This window comes from Actinophytocola sp., assembly GCF_035942955.1.
Taxonomy (GTDB): domain Bacteria; phylum Actinomycetota; class Actinomycetes; order Mycobacteriales; family Pseudonocardiaceae; genus DASYTH01.
Map to the genome: position 1 here is coordinate 1 of NZ_DASZCQ010000108.1, position 5,318 is coordinate 5,318.

At 75.0% G+C, this 5,318-nt stretch carries 5 protein-coding genes; 1 reads left to right on the top strand and 4 read right to left on the bottom strand.

Annotation, left to right across the window (positions count from 1 at the left end; all coding sequences use genetic code 11):
• Positions 1–48: 48 nt before the first annotated feature.
• The 4 genes from VGX25_RS10835 to VGX25_RS10850 form a co-directional block, all read right to left on the bottom strand.
• Positions 49–966 (bottom strand): molybdenum cofactor biosynthesis protein MoaE, encoded by a 918-nt coding sequence (locus tag VGX25_RS10835; RefSeq protein WP_326917520.1) that lies wholly within the window; start codon positions 964–966, stop codon positions 49–51.
• Positions 963–1,442 (bottom strand): cyclic pyranopterin monophosphate synthase MoaC, encoded by a 480-nt coding sequence (gene moaC, locus VGX25_RS10840; RefSeq protein ID WP_326917521.1) that lies wholly within the window; start codon positions 1,440–1,442, stop codon positions 963–965. The genes VGX25_RS10835 and moaC overlap by 4 nt, the downstream gene beginning before the upstream one ends.
• A gap of 184 nt (positions 1,443–1,626) precedes the next feature.
• Complete coding sequence (locus tag VGX25_RS10845) at positions 1,627–3,018, bottom strand: NAD-dependent malic enzyme (protein WP_326917522.1); 1,392 nt, start codon at positions 3,016–3,018, stop codon at positions 1,627–1,629.
• A gap of 112 nt (positions 3,019–3,130) precedes the next feature.
• The gene (locus VGX25_RS10850) at positions 3,131–3,346 is read right to left on the bottom strand and encodes a hypothetical protein (protein ID WP_326917523.1); all 216 of its coding nucleotides are present in this window, start codon (positions 3,344–3,346) and stop codon (positions 3,131–3,133) included.
• A gap of 67 nt (positions 3,347–3,413) precedes the next feature.
• Between VGX25_RS10850 and VGX25_RS10855 the strand changes: the two genes are divergently transcribed.
• Positions 3,414–5,318 (top strand): helicase-associated domain-containing protein (locus VGX25_RS10855; RefSeq protein ID WP_326917524.1); only part of this gene is annotated, 1,905 nt, incomplete at its 3' end.

Here is a 5,318-nt window from a genome sequence, read left to right on the forward strand (position 1 = left end):
GCCCCGCCGTGCCCACGGCGGGGCCACTTTTCTTTGATATAGCCGCGATTATGGGCAGTTGACCCATTCGTCGGTGCCGTCGGTGAAGGTCTGATGTTTCCAGATCGGCAGCCGCCGCTTGACGTCGTCCACGAGGTCGGCGCAGGCGGCGAACGCCTCCCGCCGGTGGTCGGCGGAAACCGCACAGGCCAGCGCCACGTCGCCGATGTCGAGCCCGCCGACCCGGTGACTGACCGCGACCGCGCGCACGCCAGGGTGCCGCGCCGCGACGTCCGCGGCCACCTCCTCGATGACCGCCTTGGCGCTGGGATGCCCCTCGTAGGTCAAGCCCAGCACGGCCCGCCCGTGGTCGTGGTCGCGGACCACGCCGGCGAAGGTCACCACCGCTCCCGCCGCCCGCTCGCCGACCAGCGCGGCGTGCTCGTCGACCGACAGCGGCGCCTCGCTGACCTCGGCGCGCAGCACCCGGGCGCCGCCGGTCGCCGGACGCACATGATCACCGCCGGCCAGCTGGTCGACCGCGTGCGACAGCACCCCGTCCAGCACGCCGAGCCCGTCGCGCACGCCGCCGGTCGACCCCGGCAGGTTCACCACGAGCGTGCCGCCGGCCACCCCGGCCAGCCCGCGGGACAGCACCGCGGTCGGCACCGCCGGCAGCCCGGCGGAGCGGATGGCGTCGGCAAGGCCGGGAATCTGGTAGTCCAGCACGGACGCGGTGGCCTCCGGGGTGCGGTCGGTCGGGCTGATCCCGGTGCCGCCGGTGGTGATCACGACGGTCACCCGGTCGGCCACCGCCTCCCGCAGCGCCGCGGCCACCGGCTCGCCGTCGGGCACCACGACCACATCACCGACCTCGAACCCGCGCTCGCGCAGCCAGGCCGCGATCACCGGGCCGGTCCGGTCCTCGTACACCCCGGCCGCCGCCCGGTTCGACGCGGCCACCACACGAGCCGTGCGCGTGCTCATCTGCCCTCCGGTCGGGTCCAGGTACCGGACCTGCCGCCCTCCTTGCGGACGAGGCGGACCGAGTCCAGCACGGCCGCGGGGTCCACGGCCTTGATCATGTCGTGCAGGGCGAGGCCGGCGACGGCGACCGCGGTCAGCGCCTCCATCTCCACGCCGGTACGGTCCGCGGTGCGCACGGTCGCGGTGATCGCGACCTCCGTCTCGCCGAGCTCGAAGTCGACCCGCAGGCCGGTCAGCGCGATCGGGTGGCACAGCGGAACAAGCTCGGGCGTGCGCTTGGCCCCCATGATCCCGGCGATCCGGGCGGTGGCCAGCGCGTCCCCCTTGGGCAGCCCGTCCCGCCGCAGCGCGTCGATCACCTCGGCCGTCGTACGCACCACCCCGGACGCCACCGCGGTCCGAGCCGTCACATCCTTGCCGGACACATCCACCATCCGGGCGGCCCCCGCGGAGTCCAGGTGGCTCAGCTCATGCACGATGCGATGCTACGTGCCCCCGCACACGGCGGCCGCCTTGCGGACGCACTCCGCCACGGCGGGCGCCACCGCCGAGTCGAACACGCCGGGACCAACGGCGACGCGGTGAGCCGTCGCCGCGGATCGCGCGCTGCCAGGACGACGGCCGCGCCGCGCGCCGCCCGCGTAGCGCGGCCGTCGTTCATCACGTGCCCACGTGCACGGCGGCCTTGCGGACGCACTCGGCGACGGCGGGGGCGACGGCGGAGTCGAACACGCTGGGGACGATGAACGAGGCGTTGAGGCGGTCGCCGTCGACGGCGTCGGCGATGGCGTCGGCCGCGGCGAGGAGCATGTCGTCGGTGACGGTGCGGGCGTGCGCGTCGAGCAGGCCGCGGAACACGCCGGGGAAGGCGAGCACGTTGTTGATCTGGTTGGGGTAGTCGCTGCGCCCGGTGGCGACGACGGCCGCGTAGCGCTGGGCTTCGAGCGGGTCGATCTCGGGGTCTGGGTTGGCCAGCGCGAAGACCACCGGGCGCGGGGCCATCGTGGCGACCTGCTCGGCGCCGAACAGGTTGGGCGCCGACACCCCGATGAACACGTCGGCCCCGACCAGCGCGTCGTGCAGGGTGCCGGTCCGGCCGGAGTGGTTGGTGTTCAGCGCGATCCAGGACAGGTTCGAGTCGAGGTCGCCGCGGTCGCGGTGCACGATGCCGTTGATGTCCACCGCGATCACGTCGCCGGGGCCGCGTTGCAGCAGCAGCCGGACGATCGCCGAGCCGGCCGCGCCCACGCCGCACACCACGATCCGGCAGTCGGCAAGCGACTTGCCGACCACCCGCAGCGCGTTGCGCAGCGCGGCCACCACCACGATCGCGGTGCCGTGCTGGTCGTCGTGGAACACCGGGATGTCCAGCTTCTCGCGCAGCCGCCGCTCGATCTCGAAGCAGCGTGGCGCGGCGATGTCCTCCAGGTTGATCCCGCCGTAGACCGGGGCGAGCAGCTGCACCGCGTGGATGATCTCGTCGACGTCCTGGGTGTCCAGGCACACCGGCCAGGCGTCGACGTTGGCGAACTTCTTGAACAGCGCCGCCTTTCCCTCCATCACCGGAAGGGCGGCGGCCGGCCCGAGGTTGCCGAGGCCGAGCACGGCCGAGCCGTCGGTGACCACCGCGACCGTGTTGCGCTTGATCGTCAGCCGGCGCGCGTCGTCCGGGTTCTCGGCGATGGCCTGGCAGATCCGGGCGACGCCGGGGGTGTAGGCCCGGGACAGGTCGTCGCGGTTCTTCAGCGCGATCTTGGGCCGAATCTCGATCTTGCCGCCGAGGTGGATCAGGAAGGTCCGGTCGGACGCCTTGCGCACCACGACGCCGGGCAGCCGCTCCAGCTCGTCGCCGATGTCGCGGGCATGGTCGTCGGACAGCGCGTTGCAGGTGATGTCGACGACGATCCGGTCGGTGTGCGACTCGACCACGTCGAAGGCGGTGGTCACGCCGCCGACCTTGCCGATCGCGCTGGCCAGCTCCCCGGCCGCGCTCGCCGACGGCGGCGCCTCCACGCGGAAGGTGATGGAATAACCAGGACCAGGAACCGGCATGGCGTGACCCTATCGCCAGAACCCGCCCAACACCCCGGCGTGTTTGCCGCTCACGTCGTCGTGTTGGCCGCGCACGACGCCAACATGGCGACGCCAGGCGCAAACACGCGGGCTAGCGTTCCCAGTTGATCTCGGTCTCGGGGTGCACGTAGCCGAGCTGCTCAGGCGGGAGCGGGAAGGTCAGCTCGCCGAAGGGCGACAGCGCGCCCTGCCGGTCCGCGACGACCTCGCTCACCGGGTGCCGCCCGTTGACGTCGTCCCCCGGCCACGCGGGATCGATGCGCTCGCTGTTGTTGCCGCCCTTCGCCACCGGATCCTCCTGTCGCATCTGAACATCCGCGCTGGGTAGGTTACTCGACCGATGCCCGGCGGGCCGCACGTATACCGTGGTCAGCGTGCCCGCCCCCACGCTCACCTCGTGGCTGCGCGCCCGCGACGACGAGGCGCTCGCCGCTCTGCTGCGCGCGCGGCCCGACCTCGCGACGCCCCCGCCCGCCGACAGCACCGTGCTCGCCGCGCGGGCCGGCGCCAGGGCGTCGGTGGCCAGGGCCGCGGAGGGGCTGGACACGTTCATTCTCGCCGTGCTGGACGCCCTGGTGCTCGCCGACGCCGACGTGGCGCCGGTCCCGGTGGCCGCGCTGGTCCCCACGCTGGGGGTGGCCGCCGAGCGGGTGTCCGCCGCGGTCGGCCGGCTCCGGGAGCTGGCGCTGGCCTGGGGCGAGGACGACGCGATCTCCGTGGTGCCGGCGGTGCGCGAGGTCACCGGTCAGTTCCCGGCCGGCCTCGGCCGCCCGTCGCCCGCGCTGGACGGGGTGGACGTGCCGGCGCTGCTGGCCGGGCTGGACGAGGCGGACCGCCGGCTGCTCACCGCCCTTGCGCACGGCCAGCCGATCGGCCGCACCCGGGACGCCACGGTCCCGGCCTCGGTCGAGCAGGCGCGGACACCGGTGCAGCGGCTGCTCGCGCTCGGCCTGCTGGTGCGCAGGGACGACGAGACCGTCGAGCTGCCCCGCCAGGTGGGCCTGGCGATCCGCGGTGACGCCCCGCTCGGCGCGGTCCGGCTGGTCGAGCCGGAGCTGCGCACGCTCGATCACCGTCCGTCCACAGTGGACGCCACGGCGGCCGGCGAGGTGCTGGAGCTGGTGCGCCGCATGGAGATCATGCTCACCGCGTGGTCCGACGAACCGCCGCCGGTGCTCAAGTCCGGCGGCCTCGGCGTGCGCGACCTGCGCCGGCTGGCCAGGGTGGCGGACACCGACGAGCGCCAGGCCGGCCTGCTCGCCGAGCTCGCCGTCGGCGCCGGCCTGGTGTCCGACAGCGCCGCGACCACCCCCGAATGGGTGCCGACCACCCTGGCCGACGCCTGGCTCGGGGCGACCGCGGCCAACCGCTGGGCGACCCTGGCCGCGGCCTGGCTGGACCTGCCCCGGCTGCCCGGCCTCGGCGGCCTGCGCGACGCCAAGGACCGGCTGCTCGCCCCGCTGTCCGACGACCTGCGCCGGCCGCCGGCCCCGGTGGAGCGCCGCCGGGTGCTCGACGCGCTCGCCGCCCTGCCCGCCGGCGCCGGCGTCGACCCCGAGGACCTTGTCGCCGTGCTGGCCTGGCGGGCCCCGCGCCGGGGCGGCCGGCTGCGCGACGAGATCGTCCGCTGGACCCTCAGCGAGGCCACCGCGCTGGGCGTGGTCGCCCTCGGCGCGCTCAGCTCCCCCGCCCGGGTCCTGCTCGAGGAGGGCCCGGCCGGCGCCGCCAAGCGGATGGCGGAGGCCATGCCCGCGCCGGTCGACCACGTCCTGGTCCAGGCCGACCTGACCGTCGTCGCGCCCGGCCCGCTCGAGCCCGACCTCGCCACCCAGATCGGCGAGACCGCCGACGTCGAGTCGGCCGGCAGCGCCACCGTCTACCGGATCACCGAGGCCTCCGTGCGCCGCGCCCTCGACGCCGGCCGGACCGCGGACGAGCTGCACGAGCTGTTCGCCACCCGGTCCCGCACCCCGATCCCGCAGGCGCTGACCTATCTCATCGACGACGTGGCCCGCCGCCACGGCCGCCTGCGCGGCGGCGTCGCCAGCTCCTTCCTGCGCTGCGACGACCCGGTGCTGCTCGCCGAGATCGTCGCCCACCCCGCGGCCGGCTCGCTGCAGCTGCGCAGGATCGCCCCCACCGTGCTGGTCAGCCCCCAACCCCTGGTCGAGATCGTCGACGAGCTGCGCGCCGCCGGGTTCTCGCTGGCCGCCGAGGGCCCGGACGGCCAGATCGTCGACCTGCGCCAGGCCGGCCGCCGGCTGCCCGCCCCGGCCCGC

Excerpts from the sequence above, each read along its gene's own strand:
- VGX25_RS10850 (WP_326917523.1), bottom strand. The coding sequence starts at position 3,346 with ATGCGACAGGAGGATCCGGTGGCGAAGGGCGGCAACAACAGCGAGCGC.
- VGX25_RS10845 (WP_326917522.1), bottom strand. The coding sequence starts at position 3,018 with ATGCCGGTTCCTGGTCCTGGTTATTCCATCACCTTCCGCGTGGAGGCG.
- VGX25_RS10835 (WP_326917520.1), bottom strand. The coding sequence starts at position 966 with ATGAGCACGCGCACGGCTCGTGTGGTGGCCGCGTCGAACCGGGCGGCG.